Origin of the sequence: Ruegeria sp. Alg231-54 (genome assembly GCF_900143525.1) — a bacterium.
Lineage (GTDB): Bacteria > Pseudomonadota > Alphaproteobacteria > Rhodobacterales > Rhodobacteraceae > Ruegeria.
Genome location: NZ_FREZ01000015.1, coordinates 13,174 through 33,177, shown reverse-complemented (window position 1 = coordinate 33,177; position 20,004 = coordinate 13,174). Strand labels below are relative to the sequence as shown.

The 20,004-nt window shown below is 54.4% G+C and carries 20 protein-coding genes; 8 read left to right on the top strand and 12 right to left on the bottom strand.

What is annotated here, in order from left to right; all coding sequences use genetic code 11:
- Nucleotides 1-58 precede the first annotated feature (58 nt).
- Entirely contained in the window at nt 59-1,684 is a 1,626-nt protein-coding gene (locus tag DHN12_RS20490) for a murein L,D-transpeptidase (RefSeq protein ID WP_234416711.1), read from the bottom strand.
- 228 nt (nt 1,685-1,912) lie between these two features.
- Here DHN12_RS20490 and DHN12_RS20485 point away from each other — a divergent pair, with 228 nt between their 5' ends.
- The 4 genes from DHN12_RS20485 to DHN12_RS25260 all read left to right on the top strand — a co-directional run bounded on the left by DHN12_RS20485 (nt 1,913) and on the right by DHN12_RS25260 (nt 4,369).
- On the top strand, nt 1,913-2,608 hold the full coding sequence (locus DHN12_RS20485) for an alpha/beta fold hydrolase (protein ID WP_108861846.1): 696 nt from the start codon (nt 1,913-1,915) through the stop codon (nt 2,606-2,608).
- A gap of 767 nt (nt 2,609-3,375) precedes the next feature.
- The gene (locus tag DHN12_RS20480) at nt 3,376-3,738 is read left to right on the top strand and encodes a hypothetical protein (protein WP_108861845.1); all 363 of its coding nucleotides are present in this window, start codon (nt 3,376-3,378) and stop codon (nt 3,736-3,738) included.
- Nucleotides 3,739-3,802: 64 nt separating this feature from the next.
- Nucleotides 3,803-4,021: a hypothetical protein gene (locus DHN12_RS20475; protein ID WP_108861844.1), complete on the top strand. Its 219-nt coding sequence runs from the start codon at nt 3,803-3,805 to the stop codon at nt 4,019-4,021.
- A 36-nt stretch (nt 4,022-4,057) separates the two neighbouring features.
- Complete coding sequence (locus DHN12_RS25260) at nt 4,058-4,369, top strand: hypothetical protein (RefSeq protein WP_108861894.1); 312 nt, start codon at nt 4,058-4,060, stop codon at nt 4,367-4,369.
- A 191-nt stretch (nt 4,370-4,560) separates the two neighbouring features.
- Here DHN12_RS25260 and DHN12_RS20465 read toward each other — a convergent pair whose 3' ends face one another.
- The 7 genes from DHN12_RS20465 to DHN12_RS20435 form a co-directional block, all read right to left on the bottom strand.
- Entirely contained in the window at nt 4,561-6,117 is a 1,557-nt protein-coding gene (locus tag DHN12_RS20465; RefSeq protein WP_108861843.1) for an ATP-binding protein, read from the bottom strand.
- Entirely contained in the window at nt 6,111-6,794 is a 684-nt protein-coding gene (locus DHN12_RS20460; RefSeq protein ID WP_108861842.1) for a response regulator transcription factor, read from the bottom strand. Before DHN12_RS20460 ends, DHN12_RS20465 begins: the two co-directional genes overlap by 7 nt.
- 153 nt (nt 6,795-6,947) lie before the next feature.
- Nucleotides 6,948-9,032 carry a VIT and VWA domain-containing protein gene (locus DHN12_RS20455; RefSeq protein ID WP_159090094.1) on the bottom strand — a complete coding sequence of 695 codons (2,085 nt, stop codon included), beginning with the start codon at nt 9,030-9,032 and terminating at the stop codon, nt 6,948-6,950.
- Nucleotides 9,029-10,483 carry an exosortase T gene (gene xrtT, locus DHN12_RS20450; RefSeq protein WP_108861893.1) on the bottom strand — a complete coding sequence of 485 codons (1,455 nt, stop codon included), beginning with the start codon at nt 10,481-10,483 and terminating at the stop codon, nt 9,029-9,031. Before xrtT ends, DHN12_RS20455 begins: the two co-directional genes overlap by 4 nt.
- A 222-nt stretch (nt 10,484-10,705) precedes the next feature.
- The gene (locus tag DHN12_RS20445; protein ID WP_108861840.1) at nt 10,706-11,878 is read right to left on the bottom strand and encodes a saccharopine dehydrogenase NADP-binding domain-containing protein; all 1,173 of its coding nucleotides are present in this window, start codon (nt 11,876-11,878) and stop codon (nt 10,706-10,708) included.
- A complete protein-coding gene (locus tag DHN12_RS20440; protein ID WP_108861839.1) occupies nt 11,875-12,576 on the bottom strand; it encodes a DUF4166 domain-containing protein in 702 nt (233 codons plus the stop codon). The genes DHN12_RS20445 and DHN12_RS20440 overlap by 4 nt, the downstream gene beginning before the upstream one ends.
- Nucleotides 12,577-12,616: 40 nt before the next feature.
- Nucleotides 12,617-13,180, bottom strand: a complete 564-nt coding sequence (locus DHN12_RS20435; protein WP_108861838.1) for a GbsR/MarR family transcriptional regulator — start codon at nt 13,178-13,180, stop codon at nt 12,617-12,619.
- A gap of 209 nt (nt 13,181-13,389) precedes the next feature.
- Here DHN12_RS20435 and DHN12_RS24500 point away from each other — a divergent pair, with 209 nt between their 5' ends.
- Nucleotides 13,390-13,569 carry a hypothetical protein gene (locus DHN12_RS24500; protein ID WP_159090093.1) on the top strand — a complete coding sequence of 60 codons (180 nt, stop codon included), beginning with the start codon at nt 13,390-13,392 and terminating at the stop codon, nt 13,567-13,569.
- A 227-nt stretch (nt 13,570-13,796) separates the two neighbouring features.
- Nucleotides 13,797-14,081: a hypothetical protein gene (locus DHN12_RS20430; RefSeq protein WP_108861837.1), complete on the top strand. Its 285-nt coding sequence runs from the start codon at nt 13,797-13,799 to the stop codon at nt 14,079-14,081.
- A gap of 110 nt (nt 14,082-14,191) precedes the next feature.
- Here DHN12_RS20430 and DHN12_RS20425 read toward each other — a convergent pair whose 3' ends face one another.
- The 3 genes from DHN12_RS20425 to DHN12_RS20415 all read right to left on the bottom strand — a co-directional run bounded on the left by DHN12_RS20425 (nt 14,192) and on the right by DHN12_RS20415 (nt 16,667).
- Nucleotides 14,192-14,557: a cupin gene (locus DHN12_RS20425; RefSeq protein ID WP_108861836.1), complete on the bottom strand. Its 366-nt coding sequence runs from the start codon at nt 14,555-14,557 to the stop codon at nt 14,192-14,194.
- A 73-nt stretch (nt 14,558-14,630) separates the two neighbouring features.
- Nucleotides 14,631-16,163 (bottom strand): phospholipase D family protein, encoded by a 1,533-nt coding sequence (locus DHN12_RS20420; protein WP_108861835.1) that lies wholly within the window; start codon nt 16,161-16,163, stop codon nt 14,631-14,633.
- A 288-nt stretch (nt 16,164-16,451) separates the two neighbouring features.
- Entirely contained in the window at nt 16,452-16,667 is a 216-nt protein-coding gene (locus DHN12_RS20415; protein WP_108861834.1) for a hypothetical protein, read from the bottom strand.
- Nucleotides 16,668-16,939: 272 nt separating this feature from the next.
- Here DHN12_RS20415 and DHN12_RS20410 point away from each other — a divergent pair, with 272 nt between their 5' ends.
- A complete protein-coding gene (locus tag DHN12_RS20410) occupies nt 16,940-17,839 on the top strand; it encodes an autotransporter domain-containing protein (protein ID WP_159090092.1) in 900 nt (299 codons plus the stop codon).
- A 66-nt stretch (nt 17,840-17,905) separates the two neighbouring features.
- On the opposite strand, the gene DHN12_RS20405 is transcribed toward DHN12_RS20410, so the two are convergent.
- The gene (locus DHN12_RS20405) at nt 17,906-18,922 is read right to left on the bottom strand and encodes a Fe(3+) ABC transporter substrate-binding protein (protein ID WP_108861892.1); all 1,017 of its coding nucleotides are present in this window, start codon (nt 18,920-18,922) and stop codon (nt 17,906-17,908) included.
- Between the two features lie 262 nt (nt 18,923-19,184).
- On the opposite strand from DHN12_RS20405, the gene DHN12_RS20400 reads away from it, so the two are divergent.
- Nucleotides 19,185-19,925 (top strand): hypothetical protein, encoded by a 741-nt coding sequence (locus tag DHN12_RS20400; protein ID WP_159090091.1) that lies wholly within the window; start codon nt 19,185-19,187, stop codon nt 19,923-19,925.
- Nucleotides 19,926-20,004: the final 79 nt, after the last annotated feature.

Sequence of the window (20,004 nt, the reverse complement as noted above, 5' to 3'; positions counted from 1 at the left end):
CAATCTGCTGGACTAGATGGGCACATAATTCGGTTCGCGCGCGCCGCGCATTTCGTGCTCATCGGTCCAAAGCCGCCAGGATACGAGCATCCCGCTCGTATGGGTCCTCGCGGAAATGAACGACCCCGTCTTCGACCCACGCTGTCCAATATGTCAAAAGAACTGGCATTGGCTCAGGTAGATCAACGCGCGTCGTCTTTCCGCTATCCAAAATGGACTGCATCTTCTGTCGGCTCCAATCTGGCTCTCCCTCCATCAGAAGGCTCGCGAACTCGAACGGATACTCAAGGCGAACGCAGCCGGAACTGAGATTTCTCTCGTTTCGGTCAAAAAGGGTTTTGTCGTTTGTGTCGTGCAAGTATACAGCATATTTGTTTGGAAACATGAACTTAACCAAACCCAGCGCATTGTCTGGGCCCGGCTGCTGAACCAGGGTCACGCCGGGGTTCTTCGCCCCCCAGTTTACAGCGTTTGCGGGGATTGTCTTGCCATCCTTGTTCCGAACGACATAGTTGTTGCGTGTCAGATAGGCTGGATCCTTGCGGATGCGCGAAAGTTTGTCTTTACGAAAAATCGAGGCGGGAACGGTCCAGGTGGGATTGAATTCCATGTACTTGATTTCGTCTCGGAACACTGGGGTCTTTCGATAGGCTGACCCCGTGATTGATCTAGTGGTCCAAAGCGTGCCATCCGATGTGACCAAATATGTGCGGGCTCCTGCAATGTTCACCAGCACGAATTCGTCGTCGACTTCCCGCATAAGCCAGCGGCCACGTTCCAAGCTGAGACGCAGCTTGTTAATGCGATCTTCCACCGGTTTGTTTAGCGATGCGAACGTCTTACCGCCAATGACCCCATCGGCTTCTAACCCATGCCGACTCTGAAAAGATTTGACTAATTTCAACAATTTATCGTCGTAAACCCAAGCTGGATTTATGCCGTTTTCGCCATCTTCAGAAGAACTGCTTGTTTCAACGTAGCCTTCTGCCGCCAGCCTTACGCGCAGCTCAGCGACAGCAGGGTCCACCATCTCTGGTTTAAGAACGGTTTCATCCGAAACATTGGTCCAACCGCCCTGTAAAGCAATGGCCCTATACTTACTCAGTGCTTCGACAAGCATCGTATATTGCGCATTGTCGATATCGATGCGTTCGATTAACGCGCTAAAACCTTCACCTTGAAGAAACTGATTTAGGACAACGGCTGGGTCTTGTTGAATTACCGGTTTTGAGAAGTTCCAATCGTCGTCCAGTGCATTTGGGTCGACTTTCCCAAACACTAAATGATGAACCAGTTTCACAGCAGCGTCGGTTGCCAGAATATCGAACAATGCTTGATTAGAGACATCCCCACTTTGGGCGGCCTTAAATGCGGCTTGAAGCTCCGCTAAGTCAAAATCTTCCGGTCTGAAGCCCTGTTCTATTGCACTATCCAACTCATCAAAGAGTTCGTCTGACAATTCATCGCGTGTCCACGCAGGAGTGAAGTCCCTCTCATCGTAGAAACGCGGCACTAGGATTTCAGCATCCAAGCTCTTTCTGTCAGGTAGCGTGCTACTCACGTCCAACTTGGCACCGAGTAGAGAAGCAATCTGCTCTGATATCTCGTTTGCGACACTTGGGTTGGGGAATATTGTTACCAATGCAGTTAGCGAAATCGCGACTAACGACTTAACGTGACCCACCAATACCTCCTGCGGCTTCGCGCTATATGCTGTCTCTATGTGGGAGGATACTCGTACATAATGTATAATCAAATCGTAATTTATGATTTTAGCATGGCCATTTGATTGGAGGGTTCGAGAGCTGTGTGTATATGCAGGGGATCGGCGCTGAACGTCCAAACGATGCTGTGGACGAGGCGGCCCTGTTGAATCTAATGTCATTACAGTATCGGCGGAGTTGGGCGGGTTATGGCGACATTTGTATTGGTCCATGGAGCGTGGCAAGGGGGATGGTGCTGGGCTCGCGTAGCCGCCCTTCTGCGCAAGGAGAGCCACGACGTTTTCACCCCGACACTGACAGGGTTGGGTGAACGTGCTCACCTCGTGAGTGACGAAACCGATCTGGCCATGCATATCGAAGATGTCCTAGGGGTAATCAAGTGCGAAGAACTCTCTGACATTGTTTTGTGCGGTCATAGCTATGGCGGCATGGTTGTCACCGGAGTGGCGGATAAAGCGCCCGACCACATTCGCTCACTTGTGTACCTCGATGCGCTCGTGCCGGACGATGGGCAGGCGGCCTTGGATGTTTTGCCTGCGGATATCGCGGCAGGGCTTCGTGATAGTGCCGTCGATGGCAAAGTCGCGCCGGGCCCAGCGGAGGCTTTTTCGGTGAATGGAGCAGACTGTGCGTGGGTGGACCGCCGAAATGTCGCCCAACCAATCAAGACATTTGAGCAACCGATTCAACTGGTGAGCGGCGGAGCCGAGCTGTCAAAGCGGACCTACATCTATGCCACCGACTGGGTCCCAGGGCTTGGCCAACCGTTTTTTGAGCGATACCAGCATCAGTCGGGGTGGACAGAGATTTCGGTGCCATTCGGGCACTACGTGRTGATCGATAGGCCTGACGACTTGGCCCGAATGCTAATGTCCGCGATTTGAATTTGGCCGCCGGATCCTGCACGAGCGCGCGGACAGCGAAATCGCCCGCGTAGGAATAGTTTTTGCTTCCATCCCGATTGTCCTACTTCAACCAGCGCATCGGGAAAGATGCGCCGCAGCGCCGCAAGTGATTCCCCGTCTCGACTGAACAGCTGGCACTGACCGCTGTTAGAGCTGCTTTGGGGCGAGTTCTCTCCACTCATCCGCGCTCATGCTTTGCCAAAGCTTCAGCCAGGATGTTGGCACTCAGACAAACTTCAGGGCGTGTTGTCCGTCGCTGAGCAGCCGCATCTAACTGGTACAATTTGTTTATCAGTGCATGGTTGGCTTGTGATCCATCGAGTCGACGGTTTCAGGTGCTGGTGGACGTTAGCCCGTACCACTAAGCGTTCGGTTCTGATGGGCGTGGAACAAGGAAGATGAAGGCCAAGCAAGCTGTATCAAATTGCGGAAGTTATCGTAGCGGTATGAGCTTCATTTTCTAGCGATCAAAATTCGGGGATTCTAAAATCATACAGTCGCGATTTCTTGGCATCATCTGTCAGGATGAAGAGAAGTCTGTTGGGCTCATCCAAAGCGATCCCTTCAGGATGCTTCACGACCTTATGGTCGCCATTTTTCAAATAAGTTAGCTCTATCGTCCCTGCTGTTCGCGTCTCTGAATCGTACAAAAAGATTTGGCGCTATTTGTCGCTCAGAATCCAAAGTAGACCTTAGGACAAGCTGGGCATTTTACGCGCGTAGAAGCTCCCTATGAGCGCATCCAAATGGATAGCACGCAGGTCGACCTGTTTGTTGTTGTGGATAAGGCTGGCGCAGTACTTTGTCCTTGGATATGTGCTGCCGTTGATTGCGCGACCGGGTATTGTGTAGCCCTGCAAATCAGCCTCAAAGAGCCGGCATCCATCCTGACAGCTCAGGCCTTGAAGGAAACGATGTCTCCCAAGCATGTTGAGTTCTTTGAGGAATTCGAATTTGAGAAAAGTTTTCAGTATTTTGGCCGCCCCTGGATGTCGTCACAGATCAGGGCTCCGAAAACTCAGGAGCTATTATTTAAAGTGCAGCCAGAACTGCTGCCTCGAGATGGGCCCGAACTTGCCCTCACATCCAGAAAGAAAACCCTTCATTGAACGATTTTTTAGGTCGTTAAATGAGTTCCTCATAACATTACCCGGCGCCGCTGTTTCCGCTGAGATGAAGAATAAGGAACGTATCAAGAATGGGCTAAAAGAAGCGCGCCTCTCGCTTCAAGAGTTTGAAGCTGTCCTGCAAAGACGGCGCCATGATCTTCTTGCAACAAAGCGGCTGCGCAGGGTTGAGGCAGCTCTAAGAACAAACGAAAGCCCACTGAAGGCTGCTCAACGGCTGACGGAAGATTTCTTTGTTCCGGAACCACCATCCCCGATGAAATGAACCAGTTGTTTTTTTGACGGCCGTGCATCTCGTGAGCTGCATCACTATGGAATCGAATTTGGACGTATCCAGTATTCGTCACACGCGTTACGAAAACTGTTTGCTGACATAGGTGGCGGCCAAGAACTGGCTATCCGCAATGATCCAACGGATATCTGTGCAATCGGGGTCATCCATCCGGCAGACGGCACGTTGTTAATTGTTTCTGCCATAGATGAGAATACCCCGCCCATCTCATTTCATGAGCTGATTCTTAAGTTTACTAATGTGTTGAATGTAACTGTTGGTCTTGAACTCAAGATACGCAGAGCCCTCGTGGATACTCTTTTTAGGGTCCCCGCCCGGTGAGTAACGATAAGGATACAATTGAATTTTGTGGGTCGTGAACTCAAGGCCGCTCCAACGGGTTCGTAGTCGCTTAATGTTTTGGAAGTGCAGGAAGTAACACCGCTTTTGCCAAGTGCAGGTGAATCGAATAGCGACGGCGTTTTCCTCTCAAGTGGCTCAAAGTTAACCGACGAAACACTTCCAACAAAGGTTCAAAACTTGATCCGAAAACTGGCGCCTTGCTTTGGGGTCATTGTTTCAATCGCTACACCTGCCTGTTTCAAAACAGCGGTAACAATGGATAGGCCCAAACCAGTGCCGCCTTGGTCCCGTCTGGTTGTGAAGAATGGTTCTGTGATGCGTGCACTGTTTCGCGGGCAAATGCCCGAACCATTGTCGGAAACGATCAGGCTGTTTGAAGCCGCGTCAAAACTTATGTCGACACGTGTTGCGCCGTGTTGAAACGCGTTTTGAAGAAGGTGATGCAGAACGATATGGCCCTGATCTTTGGACAAAGGCAGGTACGTTTCTGGCGGCGCCTGTAACTCGACAACCTTTTCTGAAAACGCGGCTGACGCCGCCTGGACCATATCCGCCAGTAACGTTGGGGTAGGGTCAGTTCGAATACTGGCCCGTGCCAGTTCGCGAAGACGGCTCAGCAAGGCGTTCATACGCAGACCTTCTTGCTGAATGTTATGAACCAGTTTCTGGTTGCGATCACCGGATACCGCTGACGGCCCATCAGACAACAGCTCTGCCGCACCCAAAATTGCCGTGACCGGCGATTTCAACTCATGGGTTACGTGGCTCGTGTAAGTCTCGATCGCAGTCGACCGCTCTGACAAGGTTGCAGCCATCGAAACGACGTTGTTACCCAGTTCCGCCAGTTCCTTCACGCCATAGTGCTGCACGGGATCGGGGATCGGTTTCAACCCGCTGGCGACATCCTGGCTTTGACAGCTGAGATCGCGAATTGGCTTCGAGATCAGCCGCCACATCATCCAACCGACCACAGCTGCAGACACCAGCATGAACACCACGACAGAGCCAAGCGTGAACCGTTCCTGAAACAGGAATTTCCGAAGGTCCATTGGCGTACGCGACAGGTAAACGGCCCCGATGACCCTGTCATTCAACACCACCGGGTGGGCGACAAACACGCGGTATAAGGTATCGCGACTGATCGAGTTCAGCAGGTGCCGATTGGACGTGTCATCGCGCTGTCGCAGCAATGAAACGGTTTCACCCTCCAACGCTTGCGACACTTCGGGTACATGCAGAAAAGACCCGCTGGCTGATCCACTGCTGGCGATGATCCGCCCAGAGTGATCCATGAAAACATACCCCGACAGAGTGGTTTTCTTAGCCGACCTCGCCAGCTGTGACAGTGATTGAGAGATCTCCGAATACGGCGCGTCCAGCGGTTCATCACTTGAAACCGGGTCGGGGCGCGGCGGCGAGACCTGACCGCGAAACAGATCCAAACTGGCTGGGATGGGATGAAAGTCCTGAGTAAGGCGTTCCATCTGCTCAGTGGATAAACTGTGGCCGACATCGGGTGCGGCCTGGATCTCAGAAAAGGCCGTGGCATAGATTTCGCCAAAGATAACGGCCTGAGACAAAAGACTGCGTTCGGTTTCGCGTGCGAACTGGTTGCTGGACAGGCGGGCACCCAAAACACCAATGATCGGAAGGGTCACAAGGGCGATGCAGACCAGCGAAATCACCAGCGCAAGCGGCGGTCGCCATTTTTGCGTTACGGTCAGCACTGGCAAACGCCCAGCTTCACCCCAACCCCGTGCACGGTTTGAATCAAATCTGGATATCCCAAAGTGCGCGCCTTCTGACGGATATTACGGATATGGCTATCCACCGTGCGACCAGACAGATAGGTGTTGTGGCCGTAAACCAGCTCGATCAAGTGCGCGCGCGCATAGACGCGGCTTGGTGTTTTGGCCAGGATCGACAGGACCGCGAATTCGATCCCGGTCAGCTGGACCTCGGCCTCGGCAAGGGTGCAGCGATGCGCGCTATGATCCAGTTGCAGATCCTGAAAGACCGTCACGTCGTCCGGCGATTTAATGTCGGCTGAGCGGGCAAGGATGGCCTTGATCCGCAGCACCAGTTCACGCGGACTGAAGGGTTTGGTGACATAGTCATCGCCACCAAGCTGAAACCCCAGAATGCGGTCAATCTCATCATCTCGCGCCGTCAGAAACAGGATCGGCACGGTTGAGCTTTTGCGCAATTCCCGGCAGGCCTCCAACCCATCCATTTCGGGCATTCCGATATCCAGCACGACCAGATCGGCCGGGGTATTGCTAAAAACCTCCAATGCGTCCTGACCAGTGGATGCTTCGGTTGTTCGAAAGCCGGATTCTTCCAGCGCAAAGCGTACGACATCGCGAATACGGGCATCATCATCTACGATCAGGATGTTGTTCACTGTATGCGTCCGCCGTCGAAATATTACCGAAGTCACGATCAGAGATCATACTGCCATTGTCCGGGTCAAGTGGAGCTTGCACCTGTTGTCTGCGCCAGGTGAAATCATCCCCCAGCCACCAGGCATCGGTGCGCAGTTTGTAGGGTATCGCTCTCATGCCGAAACCCTCCGGCCTCGGCTCAGGCGCAGCGCGCCCAAAGCCATCAGCATTATCAGTCCGAAAATCGTTTGCGGCTCGGGTGTCGAAGACCCGCTGAACGCTGTTTTGGGATATGCTGCTGGGCCAACGCCCGCCACCTGCGGCAAGGCCACCGGCTTGGCATCTGCTGGCGCGTCGTCGGGGTTTACGACCATTTTTGAAACCGCAACAAAAGAGGTGAACTGCGTCTGAAGGTTGAATTTCAGCCCAAGATCGGTGATTTGCGCTTCAATCTTTCTGGGATCGCCGGCCTGCACCGCCATGGCGCGGTCAAGATCTGCGATTTTGGAACGTGCCCAGGTCAGTGGGATCGCAGTGTCCTGATGCGTATCACTTTCTGGACCGGATTCTGTTGGCAGGACTGTCGAGAGTGACATCTGTGCTTTTCTACCTTGCACCAGGCCATTGATCGTGATGTCCGCAGGCCCGCCACCTTCGTACCGAGCCAAAACCCGAATTGAGCCGCCATCGAACAGGTCGGGAATATGTTGTGGCACCACTTCGGTGACATTCAACCCACCCCAATCAATGGATACATCCGTCAGCACCGGCGATTTCAGATCCCGGGCCAGTGTGTCGGCGACATCCGAGGCGTGCTGGGTCGGATCAACGTAGCGGGCATAACCGCGCCCTTCTTCGGCCATCGCGTCCAACAGATAGCGATTTACTGCAGTACCCACGCCAAAGGCATAGATACGCGCATCGCCGATCTGTTGCCGGATTGTGCGCAACACGCGGGATTCCTGCCCAATATACCCATCGCTAAGGAAGACGACGATGCGCAATGTGTCGGCAGGTTGCCGCGTTGCAAAGGCATGACGGATTGCGTTGTCGATTTCTGTACCACCCCCGGCGCGCAGACTGCGCACGTAGCGTAAACCGGACTGGATGTTACCGCGTGTGGCAGGAACGGCTTGGGACGCGAACTCGGACGCGCCCGAGGAAAACCGGATCACGCGGAAATAATCCTCGGGGCGCAGACCTTTCAACGCGGCCTCCATAAACCGCTTGCTGGCATCCAAAGGCGCGCCGCCCATAGATCCCGAGGTGTCCAGCACAAAGACCAGCTCTCGTGCAGATATCTGATCCGACTGCGGGATTTTTGGCGGCTCAACCAGCACCGATACAAAGCCACCCCGGTCATCATGGTGGGCCAGCACTCCGGCTGTCGTCTCATCACCACCAAGTGTGTAGCGCAGAACAAGATCGCGGTTGTCGATCACCCGCCCGTGCTTAAAAGAGGCGCTGATTACCCCCTCCGACTCCTGGACTTGTAGATCATGCGTGGCGCTTGTCAGATTGGAAACGGGAACTGCACCGCGCAGATTGAGGTTCAGCGAGACCCGCGCGGGTTCAATTGTATCGGGGTTCGTCAGGCGCGGAACCAGAGGGTATTGCGGTAGCTCGGAAACCGTCCAGCCATCGACTTCGGTTACGGTAGAAGTGACCTGTTCTTCACTATGGAAATCAGCCAACTCAACGCCCTGAGACGTTTGGTCAAAATTCACCGCCCCTTGATATCGCGGCCCGACGATCAGAGGGAGTACCAGCTCATAAGCTTCGTCTATCTTAGGGACGGCCTGCACATAACTCAGCGTCACGGTAATCGGCTGCCCCGGCATCAGATTGGCGACGTTCTGCGTGAACATGTTGGGACGATGCTGGGTCAAAAGAGCAGCGGCTTTGCCCTCTTGCTTTGCTGTCTCAAAGGTTTGTTCGGCCTCGTGCTTTTGTTGGATCTGCGCCTCAATCACTTCGTCGCCCACCTGCATCTGCATCGCGTAGACGGCGGCTTTTTGGTTGAGGGGGAACAGATACTCCGCCGACATCGGATCGTCCGAAGGGTTTATGAACACCTGCCGCACCTGAACGGTTGCCATATCGCCCTGAATATCAACGGAAAGGTCCGATTTCAGCAGGGGCAGATCCAATTGACCAATAGCTCCGCTGCCGATCAATCGACCCGCGATGTCGTCTTCCGGCTGGGTGTACGCAACCGCGGGGAATAGCAGAAAAATAAAAGCAAAATACCGTATCATATGTCCGTTCCTTTGATGGTGTGAATGTCGAGCGCTGCAATCGCGGCAGCGTCGAGTTGGGCGCGCAAGCTCGTGTCCAAGGCCCATGGGGTGATCCTTTGCACGCTGCTCCAGGTGCCGCCGGACCCGTTCAGCCAGCGCCAGATCGCTTCGCCCACGCTGGGTGTGACTTGCCCGTTTTGTGCGACGTAGCTGACCGCAATCAGCCATTGGTCCCCGTCCGGGCCGGTGGCACGGTAGTAGGCGCTGGGCGCGCCGTCATAGCGTGTGCCCAGAAACCGAACCTTGTAGCCAAGACCCCGCAGGCAGATTTCAGGGGCGTGCAGATGTCGCAGCGGCGCGCGCGTGCTGACCACATTCAGCCCCAGTGGACCGAATTGAGCCTTTTGCGCGTGTCCGCCATAGGCTTCGAAGTAATAAGCTTCCATCTGTGTCAGGGGCACTTTCTGCCCCAGATATCCTTGGATTTGTGCGGGCAGATTCGGAGTTACGACACTGCCTGAAACATCCACTGGGTTTGCCTTGAGAGACACGATCGCAATGCTGCCGATCAGGCATGCAAACCCCGCCAGTGCCCTGATGGGTTTGGGCAGAATGAACTGCTTGGGATGTGCGTGGCTTTTGTGCGTGTTTCTGGTGCGGGGCCGATAGAACAAGGCAAAAGGCGCAACTGTCAGGCCAAGGGTCACCAGCCCGATAAGGCTGTGCCAAGGCTCGGCCATAACATCCAGACCACGTGCAAGCCCAATCGCCAGCAGCGAAATGCGCAGGCTATTGCCCAAGGTGGCGCATCCGATCACGGCCAACAGGCTAAGGCCACCGACATGCCATCGCGGGCGCATAACTGCGTTTTGCGTAACCACGAAGGCCAGCGACAGCAAAAGCCCCGAGGCTCCGGAACACGGCAAGTCCACCAGAATATCTCTCTGTTCCAAGGTGATGCGCACGCCGTCGCAGACAACATTCGAGAACAGTGCACTGAGCATGTGGCAGGACAGTTCCGCGGAAACCATCTGCAACGGGAACCCAAGTGTGCGCTGCAAGACCATTTCGGTCGGCAAGGAAAACAAGAACAGCGTGGCCATCCAAAACGGCGACAGCGCAAAAGGGCGCCGATTCAGCTGCAGCAACCCGACCAGCGCAAAAACATCCAAAGCAAGCGCAAGAGCGCTGAGAATATTGATCGCCAAAACCTGCCCCAGAAACCGGATCAAAGCCGCCAAGAGCAACAAGGCAATCGCTGGAACGTCAGAGCCTGCCTCTTTCCGGCAGCCGCTCAGCAAGCTCATCCCGGCCAGGCCCAAAATCAGTAGGACATAGACATACCCAAAAGACCCATAAGCCGGACTAAGCCAGCTTCGAACAAGCCATTGCAAAGGTTGCGCGGCCAGAATTGCTGAGGCAATCGCGAAGGCGCCCCATGCCAGTGTATCTGCGGTCAAGTGTTTCATGCCGCCAGAAGTGACAGGTGAATGCGCAGTTCCCCTGCCCAAGATGTGCAGATTTTGATGAGGTCCTCTTAGCTGAGGTCCTTGCCGCGATTGTTATCTAGGCTGAAATACAAGGTTGCGGACCAGCCTATTAACCAATGCGTCAAATCTTGAATTAAGTGAACTGTATGGCGTATCGCAAAATGCCACTATTTGCCGTTTTTGATTCGAGTTCAGGTTCTTTTAAGGTGCTGCTGTGTTTAGGCGCTGCCTGTCCGAATTGCCTGAGCGTTTGCTCTTTTGCACGTCGCCTCTTGGGTCAGTTGTGCTTTGATCCATCAGGTCGACGATCTCAGTACGAATTTCCAGATCTGCCATAGCTCTCTTAACCAGGGGCCTTGTCAGCTCTGCCAGGCAGGGTCGCGCACCTGCATTCACGTTGTCATGTTCTCGCAGGATCGCGCGGCACATGACACCGGGAACAAAAGGACCGTGCCCCTTTTCCGCGATCAGCTTCCATTTTCGGGTCAGGCTCTGCCCGGCGCGCTTGCCGGAAACACTTACCTGCATACCGCCTCGGTCACTTCCGAAGGGATAAAGCGCTTTTGAAAGAATGTAGAGCGCAGAATAGGCAATGGCCGGTAATTCAAAGTGCCCGTGCTGCCTGAGTTTAGCCAGCAGATGTAATGCCCAGTTCATCAACGGAAGTTCCAGACCTGCACGAAACATGACGCTCTTCGCGCCTGTCTTTTCCGGCAGCAGTGCGATGTCGGGAACTTCGACGCTGTATCCGGCGCGCCTCATACCCGGTTCCAACTCATACAACTTGCGATCCGTCCATCCGCTAGTTGTTTGCCAGGCACCATTGCGCCACACCTGATGCCGCCGTCCGACACCGCTGACAATACTCTTGATAACGGACATGCCTCGCGGTGCCCGGTTACCTGGCAGGATTGCGATGTCGATAACATCAACTTCATCCAGATCTTCGATCAAGTCTTCGACGATACAGGAAGACAGACCGGGTACGCTGGACGCACCGGAAAGGGCAAAAACACCTGCGGTTGTTGCTTCGGTGTTCAAAGCACCAATACCCTTCGTGAATTTGGCGCTGTCAGACAGATCAAGATAGTGGCAGCCATGAGCGATACAGAGTTTCGGGACTTTATACGGATCATCACCATAGTGTTGGAACGGTCCTGCCGCATCAATCACAACGTCTGGCTTAACCTCGAAAACAGCCTCTGGTGCTTTGCCAATGTCCAACTTCAGGGTTTGCGCCCCGAGTTCCTGAGCCAGAGAGCGGCCTTTTTCAGGGTGTCGCCCGGCCAGCCAAAGCTGATGCCCATCACGTGCCAGCAATCGGGCCGTCAGGGATCCGAAAACACCATATCCGCCTATAATCACGACGTTCATGACAGGACACCTCCGATAATCTCAGCATCATGAAAGGTTGCGTCCTGCCAGATCAGCTGGCCAAAAAGCGGATGCGCCAATTCCAAGGTGAACCGGAACTGCCCACCCCCGAGTTCTTCGTGGCCGACCACAAGCCCCCCAGGACAGACCCACCGTGGCAGAGGCAGTCGGTTTTGCCCCAGTTTCAGGAAGTAACGGTCGCTGACGAAATAGAGACCGTTCGCTGTGCTTTCGAGCCTTAGCGAGATGCCGATCCCAAAGCCGATATATTCTTCCAATCCGGTTGGCCCGGCAAAGCGTTTGGAGCTGCCGACCATCTGTGGAAACCCGGCCGCCCGACCATATTGCCGGATCCAAAACTGCCCGCCCGTTGCCGCATCTTCGGTGACGGTGACCACGGCGGATCGACCGACAGAGGTGCGATCAAACGGCAGCGGTGCCCCGATCACGCGCAGGGCAAAGGCCAGCGCGCGCCCTGCGGGGTTCATCCGCATTTGGGTCACGCGGCCCTGATAGGCAAGGCTGGCATCCCCCAGCAGACGCTTGCTGAACCGGCGCTGAATCGCTTTGGGCAGGCGAAACCATGCCGAAGCCCCCAGCAAGTTCTTGAACCGATCATCCAGACTGCTGACCGCATCGGATTGCGGTTGAGCCGGCTTCGGGCCTGGCGGCGCTATCTTTTTGCTAATTTCGATCATTCTGTTTTTTCCGTCAAAAGAGAAATTATGGGACAAATTTTTAGCTGCTTTTTTTGCCTCCGGTGAAGCTGAGCAGGGAAACGACTTTGGTTCCCATTTTCATCAACATCACTAGTTTCGGACGGGGCACCGTAAGCATGTCGCTGAACCACGCATCGGCGGTTGCCAGAAACTCTTGCATGTCCTGCATGCGCCGCAATGCTGTTGGGTCAAGACTGCTTTCGGTTTCAGCCTGGGCCACGCACGCGCGCAGGGCTTGTGTCGCCGGATCAATCTCGCGTTCCTTGCGCCCTTGGGCGATTCGGATCCCCATTTCCCAGACATCCACTTCGGCCTCATAATGCTCGCGCCGGTCGCCTGGCACCGGAATGCGGCGAATGAGGCGCCAGTTCACCAGCTCTTTGAGCGAGTTGGACACGTTGGATCGCGCAATACCCAACGACTCGGCGATCTGCTCGGCATTAAGAGGTTTGGAGCTAAGGTAAAGCAGCGCGTGAATCTGCGCCACAGAGCGATTGACGCCCCATTGATTGCCCATATCACCCCAATAGAGAATGAATTGGCTGGCAGCGTCAGATTTCGTTATGTCATAAATTTCTGTCATGACAGAAATATCAGACGAGGTGGAGCGAAAATCAAGACCTTTGTTGATTCAATGAAAGCAAATCTCGTGCTGACGCGACGGCCCAATGTCCAAAGACGATTAAACAGCTGATTTAATGAGATTTCTCTTCACAGCATTCATGCAGCCGCTCAGCGTCAAAACCTGCGCCGGTAAACGACAGGTAGGGGTTTGGCGGTGGACAGCAAGAAATGACATGGAAAACAACCGGTATGAGCGTCGAAGAACTGTATCAAGTGATCTTGAATTATAGGTTCCGGCTAACAAAGGAAGAAAAGGTGGATGTGTCAGGGCGATCGCTTGATCAGATCGGCCGGCTAGAAGCACCAGCTGGTGATCCGCTAACAGCGCAAGATTTGACGCGTTTCTAAACAGCCTGCCGAAAGTAGTCCTAGGTGCGGGCACATGGTTAGATCTGACTTTTTGCCCTTCTGGTGCGCAAGCAAGGCGTGGCGATCAATGACGAGCATTCCGTAAAAGACCATCGATCCGAAACTCGGGATGCCGGAATTGGTCGGGCAGGTCAGTAGTGTTTCGCAGACCTATAAAGTAATGGGATACAGCCGGGACATTTTTTACCCGGTTCAAGGAGCTCCCAATGCTCAAATTGTACTTTGTCAGGTTGGCGAGGTTTGAGCGCGACCCGACAATAAAGGATGACATTCGGACGTGCGGCTTTGGCAGAAACATCGCCGCCGACTTCCTTTGCTATCCTGCGGTACAAGCGGCGGATATGTCGACCACCTTGCTGACGGCGGAAAGAGAAGCTGGTTGGACGCTGGCGGAATTCAGGACTTGCGCCGAAAAGAAAAAACCGGTTGATGACGAAGCGATGCGACTGCAGGCAAGGTTGATTTCAAACATTGGCTTTACCGAAACATAGTTCGGATCCGGAGTTGAGCAGACATAGCCGGTAACCTCCAGGTCGAAACGGTGCCATCCTCCGGTGAACGTTCCGTCTGGGGGTTCGAATACGGCCTCGGATCGCCGAAGTTACTCGAACTGAATTATGACGGCTTCAAAGTCCTGATCGCTTGTGACCTTGGTGTGGTGACCCTTTCCCACCTTGTCTTCCATGTGCCACACGTCGCCGGGGCCGATGTCACGATAGTTTCCGTCACTTGCAGTGACGCGGATTGTGCCTGCAAGGCATATCAGCCTTTGCGCCACCGGGGTCGGATGGATGGGCTCGTTCCAACCGGATCGAAGCCGCAGAAACATTGTCTGTTTGACGCGCTCTGGCTCGGATACCTCGATGGCCTGCGCGGGAGGGGCGAAACTCCGGTCCTCGAGGTTGACGTCAATGTCATCCCAATGGCTTTCGCCAGCAGCATCGGCATAAAGCTTGTAATACTTCACAGTGAATGTCCTTTCAGCCTTTTGCAGCGGTAAACCTAAGAATGATCGGTCGCGTTTGTCGTTACTTGCGGGCCTAAAGCTGTGATCCGATCGGCAAAATACCCAGAAAACCAGAGACGATGTGATCCCAGACCGACCCTGTGGGCTCGGAATCGTATTCCAGTATTTCCCCGTCCGCTCCTCGTGTTCTCCATTTAAGCTGGCCTGCGCGTTCCAACGTCACCTGGTATGTGTAGGCGGGCAGGGCCGCGTCCAATGCACCCATCGTTTGAACGGCCATCGTGGGCGAGTCGATCAGAATGCCCATTTCGGTATTGATGTTCACAGATCGCGGGTCCCAATTGAATGAGCCAACAAAGAGGTAACGGTCGTCGATGGCAAAAGCCTTGGAATGCAGGCCGGACCGGGATTGCGCCCAGTTGATACCGCGACGCTGAACCTGATAGGCATCTGGCCGCAATTCATAAAGCTCAACCCCACCGCGCAGCAACGCCCTGCGTTTCTTGGCGTAATGGGCATAGACCGGCACGACGTCGTTCGACCCTAAGGAATTGGTCACGACCTTGACGTCCACACCGCGATTTTCCAACTCGGTCATCCATCGGACGCCATTGTTGCGCGGCACGAAATAGGCCGAGATGATATTTACCTCGCTGCTGGCAATTTCAAAATACGGCAGCAATTGCGATGCAAGAATGGGGTCGGACGTTTCAACGCCCGCAGCTTTTGAAGGCGGGTCCGCATACAAACGCGCGGGGACCCAATTCAGCCGCAGCGCGCCGTCGGCAAAATTCTCTTGTGCGGATTTCCTGAGCGCAGCGCCGTACTGGGTCTGTTTTGCTTCCTCCACCAACTCATTCAGCCTTGCGCGCGCATCGTTCAGGTCAAACGAATCCGGTTGTCCAACAACCACGCGTGCGGGAACGGCAAATTCACTGTTCCAATAGGAGTCAAAGCTCTGGGAAACTTCAGTCACGACTGGGCCTGCCGCCAGCACGTCCAGATCGGCATAGTTCATTTCTTCCCGGGCCAGGAAATACTCGGCCCCAATGTTGCGCCCCCCGACGATCGTGAAGATGTTGTCTGCGGTCATGGATTTATTGTGCATCCGGCGATTGATGCGTTTGAAGTCTGTCAGACCCGCAATCAGCAGGCTTTGATCCCGCCAAAAGGGATTGAACAGCCGGATCTCGATATTCTCGTGATAGTCCAGCGCTGCGGTCATAGCGTCGTAGCTGGACGTGTCCATGTCATCCAAAAGCAGCCGGACACGAACGCCCCTGTCTGCCGCCTGCAAAAGGCTGGCCGCAAACAGGTGGCCCGTGGGGTCATTGTGCAAAAGGTAGTACTGCGCGTCGATGGTATGCTCGGCCGCAGCGGCCAGCAAAAGCCTTGAAACCAGCGCTTGTTCCCCATCACTGATCAGTTTTACCCCGGACCGCCCATCCTTGGGATCGCCAAGCCGGTTGGCCGCGCGCACCAGGGCGCTGTTTGCGGGGGTCGCAAAGGACGACGAAACAGATTTTTCATAGCTGCGCGTTTTGGGGGCGCATGCAGCAAGAGCCAGCGTACTGCACAGACAAACCACGATAGCCCATGGCTTCATCGACATTCTCCCCCCCCGTTCCATCTCAGGTGACTACGCTTGTAGGGGTGATTGCAAGTTTGTTTCCGTATTCGCCGGGCCGTTTCCCAAGCCTGTGTTGTTTGGGCGAGACCCTAGAAGGTCCGGGCAGCGGTGTTCGCTGACCGCGTCGTTTTCAATTGAGGACGGAGTCTCGGATACCAAAGCTGGAGGAGTGTCGCGGGTTCTTGCAGGTCCGATAGGCCCCCTATTCTGATCATAAAGCACCTAACTGAGACATGGCACCGTCCCACAGATGGGCGACAAGCATCAGGTTCGGGGTTTGCGGCTCAGCAACCCGTATTTCATGGCCCAGGATCGGAATGAACGACGTTTGCGTTTTTCTGATTTCACTGCGCGCGTGGACTGTGCGCCGCCTTGCCGATTGAATTCGAACACATCAATCACCCTCTCGGCACAGCCGCAGGCTTCACCCATGCCAACTTTGGCAAAGTAGAACTTCTCGAAACTTTCCGGGTTTTTCATGACAAATCTCCTGACACGATTGAACCCGTTTCGGGGTAAAATACCAAATCACATTCGGGATGGTCGCTGAAAACGTCATCGCGACCGAGTGTTTCCAAAATACAAGTCCTCAGAATTCGTGGCCGCGAAATCGTTGTTTTAGTTTTTCGTAAGCAAAGACTGGGTTACGATCTGTCAAACGCATTGCGCGTCAATAACGATGTGCTTGGCAGTCGACAAAAAACCGACAGGCGAACCCGCGATTGAAAAGACTTGTTGCGTACTCATCGTTTTTGATCTGGAGTTTCGCCCAGCCTGCCACCGCGCAAAACCTTGATCCCGACGCCTCTGAAGCCGCCGCCCGGGCCGCGCTTGCGGTGCTGAGCGTCGCGGCTACACCGAACGAAACACTATCGTCCCTGTCCTTTCTGAGCGCATCTGGTGACGCGAGAAATCTGCGGTCCACGCAACTTCGCGGCGGGTTCAAACCGTTGGGCAATGGCCTGTATCTGGAAGGCCAGTTTGCGTATCAGAATTATAACCCGCTGGTGATTTTTCCCGAGATTGGCTCTGATACCGAGCTGGATGTGACATGGTCAAGCATCGCCGCGACCCTTGGCGTCGGGTGGGAGCTTCCGCTTACCAATAACTGGTACATCCGGCCAGTTGCGCACCTGTCGCTTGGCCATGTCACCACCGATGCGGTGTTTTCCAATTTTCCGCTGTTTCCGTCCCGTTCGAATGGGGCAGGCGCAGTGGACGGTAACCTTAATGCCTTTGGTGTCGGGGCGTCCCTGAGCGTCTTTCGCGAGGCACAATTCGGCCGTTGGGAGGCCGAGTATAGGTTGCGTCAGACGTTTTTGGAGTTCTATCCGATAAACGAACCGCAAGCGGGGGATGCCCGCGCCAATTCGAACCAGACGACGTTGTTTTCGCGTTATCGTTATCCACTTGATAAGGTCAAGCTGCTGGGCCGTCCGTCCAAGTTGGTTTTGGATGGGGGCGTTGTGCTTTACCACGGCGACAGCGCGATGGTGTTGGATACGGATTGGCTGGCGACGGTCGGTGTCGGAATTGAGGTCGATACCACAAAGATCGGGTTGCCCGCCGTCGAGGGCGCGCGCGTCATGCTGAACGGTGTTATCGCCGATTCATTTTCCGGGTTTTCAGTTGGGTTTGGGGTGCGGTTCTGAACCAACCACCAAATGAAAGGGCGCAGAAAACCTGCGCCCTTCATACTGCTCTGGTTTTTGCCTGGATTATTTCCAGCCGGCTTCGTTAAAGATCTTTTGTGCTGTCGGCAGGTTTTCGGCGACGTCGGACAGGACGACCTCATCCGCTTTGAACTCACCCAGCGATTTCACCGAGTCCGCAAGTGCGACGCCCTCAACCGCGGGGAATTCGTCATTCCCGGCCGAGAAATATTGCTGGGCGCTGTCGCTTGCCAAATATTCGAGGAAGAGAACGGCATTCTCTTTGTTCGGTGCATTTGCGGCAACACCTGCACCGGACAGGTTCATATGCGCGCCATAGCTGTCCTGGTTCGGGAAGACCCAACCGATTGCGTCGATATCGGCCGAAACACCTTTGACATCTTTGCGGATTGCACGGGCAAAGTAATAGGTGTTTGAAACCGCGATGTCGCATTCGCCGGATACGATACCCCGCAGCTGATCGGTGTCGCCGCCCTGTGGTTCGCGTGCCATGTTGGCCACGATGCTTTCGGCCCATGCCTTGGCGGCCTCGGGGCCTTCATGGGTGACGATCGAAGCCAACAAGGTCTGGTTATATGTATTGCTGGACGACCGGATGCAGACCTGACCCTTGTATTCGGGCTTGGCAAGATCGGCATATGTCGCCGGCGGGTTGGCGACGTTTTCCTTGTCGAAGAAAATAATGCGGCCACGTTGCGAGAAGCCGAACCATTCATTGTCGCTATCCTGGAGGTTGTTCGGGATGCGCTCTTCCAGAACGGCGCTTTCGATCGGTTGCAGAATGCCAGCATTCTTGGCCCGAGAAAGGCGCGAGGTGTCGACGGTCAGCAAAATATCCGCGGGCGAGTTCGCACCTTCGGCTTCCATCCGCGCGATCAGCTCGTCGGCTTTGCCTTCGATGCGGTTGATGGTGATGCCGGTGGCCTTTTCGAAATCACTGTACAGGTTTTCATCGGTGTCATAGTGGCGCGAGGAATAGAGGTTCAACTCACCCTCAGCAGCGGCAGAAGTGGCGATTATGGCCGACAATGCGGCGGCGAAGCAGGTCGAGGATTTGAGCATCATAACTCCCAACATTGAAATGTGCGGCGTAGTAATCCGACTGAAATTGTCAATTAAACGATTCCCGAGAGGATGCAAGGAAATCCGACAAAATTAGTTGGTCAAATGGTCGCCATTGCCCGGTGGGGGAAAAGTGCAGAAAGTACGATGCAGACAAAGGTGGTGGGTAGGACTGTTAAGAGCCCTTCTACGACATAGGTTTATCGGAGTAACGTGAAACGCTATGCTTGAATCTTTAGTATGGGTTTTCTACTTTGAGTGGATGCGGAATGTAATCCTCCGGACCATCTCGATAGTCGTCGGCATACTCGCTGTGGTAGCCGCCACGTCCCGGTCAACCGCTGAAATCTACGATGCGTCTACTTTCGAGCCATCGCCGTTCATTTGCCCTTCGGATCACTCGACCAATCTAACTGTTTTTCTTGAGTTGCAGCCTGGCGCAGAGAAAGTTCGCCTTAGCATTCCACGCGGTTATTTCGATCCACTACTTAAGTTACGGGACGACACGACGCGGGAAGGCCAGGTTCTGCGGGTTCACGGTGAGAGATTCACGCCCTGGCCACCTGAACTTTTGCTAAAACGTCAGGAGGGGCCCTATGTCGGTATTTTGTTGACCGACTATAGGCCGATGGTCACTGTCGCTGAGCATTTCGCTACTCAAGTTCGAGGCTACACTGTCGCTGATGTGCCCGATTTTAATGCGGTCGACTCTATACTTGGACTGGAAACGCTTGTATCCGATGCGCCGCCCTACCGAGATCCGGAAACCAGCGTCTACAACGATACAGAGTTGTATATTTCCCGCAACTCCAGCGGTCAGATCACCGATGTGATAACGTGCAAAAAGCCCGGTTCAATCCCGTATCCGGGCTGTCGGCATTACATGGAGTCACCGTTGGTCGACTTCGACATCGATTATTCCCTGAAGCTTCTACCCCATTGGCAGCACATGTCTCGCAATGCGCGAGCGTTTGTGTCCTGCATAACCTCAAATTTCTTATAGAAGGCTTCCCTTAAAGGTCCGTTTTGTCCGCATCGCCGACATTAGCATCGCCAACAAAAAAAACCGCGCTCGAAAGCGC

What these genes read in the sequence shown, in the direction of transcription:
- DHN12_RS20480 (WP_108861845.1), top strand. Translation starts at nt 3,376, where the DNA reads ATGGATAGCACGCAGGTCGACCTGTTTGTTGTTGTGGATAAGGCTGGC.
- DHN12_RS20475 (WP_108861844.1), top strand. Translation starts at nt 3,803, where the DNA reads ATGAAGAATAAGGAACGTATCAAGAATGGGCTAAAAGAAGCGCGCCTC.
- DHN12_RS20455 (WP_159090094.1), bottom strand. Translation starts at nt 9,032, where the DNA reads ATGATACGGTATTTTGCTTTTATTTTTCTGCTATTCCCCGCGGTTGCG.
- xrtT (WP_108861893.1), bottom strand. Translation starts at nt 10,483, where the DNA reads ATGAAACACTTGACCGCAGATACACTGGCATGGGGCGCCTTCGCGATT.
- DHN12_RS20445 (WP_108861840.1), bottom strand. Translation starts at nt 11,878, where the DNA reads ATGAACGTCGTGATTATAGGCGGATATGGTGTTTTCGGATCCCTGACG.
- DHN12_RS20440 (WP_108861839.1), bottom strand. Translation starts at nt 12,576, where the DNA reads ATGATCGAAATTAGCAAAAAGATAGCGCCGCCAGGCCCGAAGCCGGCT.
- DHN12_RS20435 (WP_108861838.1), bottom strand. Translation starts at nt 13,180, where the DNA reads ATGACAGAAATTTATGACATAACGAAATCTGACGCTGCCAGCCAATTC.
- DHN12_RS24500 (WP_159090093.1), top strand. Translation starts at nt 13,390, where the DNA reads ATGACATGGAAAACAACCGGTATGAGCGTCGAAGAACTGTATCAAGTG.
- DHN12_RS20430 (WP_108861837.1), top strand. Translation starts at nt 13,797, where the DNA reads ATGCTCAAATTGTACTTTGTCAGGTTGGCGAGGTTTGAGCGCGACCCG.
- DHN12_RS20420 (WP_108861835.1), bottom strand. Translation starts at nt 16,163, where the DNA reads ATGAAGCCATGGGCTATCGTGGTTTGTCTGTGCAGTACGCTGGCTCTT.
- DHN12_RS20415 (WP_108861834.1), bottom strand. Translation starts at nt 16,667, where the DNA reads ATGAAAAACCCGGAAAGTTTCGAGAAGTTCTACTTTGCCAAAGTTGGC.
- DHN12_RS20405 (WP_108861892.1), bottom strand. Translation starts at nt 18,922, where the DNA reads ATGCTCAAATCCTCGACCTGCTTCGCCGCCGCATTGTCGGCCATAATC.
- DHN12_RS20400 (WP_159090091.1), top strand. Translation starts at nt 19,185, where the DNA reads ATGCGGAATGTAATCCTCCGGACCATCTCGATAGTCGTCGGCATACTC.